Annotated in this window: 3 protein-coding genes; all 3 read right to left on the reverse strand. The window is 29.2% G+C overall.

The window, feature by feature from the left end; genetic code table 11:
* The coding region (locus HNQ06_RS05630; RefSeq protein WP_281382047.1) for a BlyB family putative holin accessory protein at window positions 1-128 on the reverse strand (128 nt) is incomplete at its 3' end.
* Window positions 129-131: 3 nt separating this feature from the next.
* Complete coding sequence (locus HNQ06_RS05635; protein WP_184108028.1) at window positions 132-329, reverse strand: BlyA family holin; 198 nt, start codon at window positions 327-329, stop codon at window positions 132-134.
* 77 nt (window positions 330-406) lie between these two features.
* Window positions 407-1,102, reverse strand: a 696-nt coding sequence (locus tag HNQ06_RS05640; protein ID WP_184108030.1) for a DUF685 domain-containing protein, incomplete at its 5' end; no start/stop codon positions are given.

Here is a 1,102-nt window from a genome sequence, read left to right on the forward strand (position 1 = left end):
AGTTCATAAACCAAAGAAAATCCTTTGTGCGCAATAGGATCAAATTCATCTTCAAATTTAGAGAATATCTCAATAAGTTTTGATATAGATGTAAGCCCGAATTCAAGATTATCTAAAGATAATCTCATTATTTAATCTCGTTTTTTAATATGATTATTCCCATTACCATTTCTAAAAAGCTTACCTATTACTATGGATAATATGTCTTTTAGTAAAGGCTTGAGAAGAATTAATACTCCTAAAACTAGTACTGTTACAAAAATCATTACGGCTATAAGTTTAATTTCGTTTAAATTAATAAGAAGTTCAGTTATTTTAATAGTATCCATTTTTTAATCCTTAATTTTAATTTTTTTATTTTTATATGTATATTATATACCAAAACTATAATTTTTGCTAAAAAAAATTATAGTTTTAAAAGAACTGGGATGGAACTTCCCGACGAGTAAGCTCTTTTTTGGACATACCATCCTTTGCATAGGGGAATTATGGTAGATGATCCTGCAGACCCCGTATGTTCATATAATATTGTTTTTTTTAATTCATCGGAATACTTTAGATAGATCATTTTAGGCATGTGATCTCTCCCATGGTGTTCTGCATGGACTGTTATATCAAGGTAAATTGGGTCATTATCACTGCTTTTGTAAAAAACAAGAGTTATGTCGGAAGTATATTCCATATCAATGTATATCGATTTATTCTTGTACTCATACGGATAAAGCGTGGTGCCATTTACTCGGCTATATTCAAAATCGGATGGTATACCTAGCAATTGTTTAGGAACTGGTGTTTTTTGAATAGCGCTTGAAGACATTATTAAAAGATTATCATGCTTAGATAGAGTAGCTGATGATATGCTATTTGTAAGTTGTGATTTAATTTTACTAAAAAGGTTAGAGATATTAGTAGCATCATTGTTAATTAGTTTATTTGTTATTTGAGTGTAAATTTTTTCTACAAAACTTGTATCAGCTGCAAGCTCTTCGGCAATTGTAGATTTAATGATCTCTTTAAAATAGCTTAGTCCTTCACCTTTAAATGTCTTATCTTTAGTTGTTTTTAAAAAGTTTTCATAAGTAATGGCGTTGCTGCTTGCTAC

This window comes from Borreliella lanei (assembly GCF_014205895.1).
Taxonomy (GTDB): Bacteria; Spirochaetota; Spirochaetia; order Borreliales; family Borreliaceae; genus Borreliella; species Borreliella lanei.

Bases quoted from the DNA above. Each gene is read 5' to 3' on its own strand.
- HNQ06_RS05635 (WP_184108028.1), bottom strand. From the start codon at position 329: ATGGATACTATTAAAATAACTGAACTTCTTATTAATTTAAACGAAATT.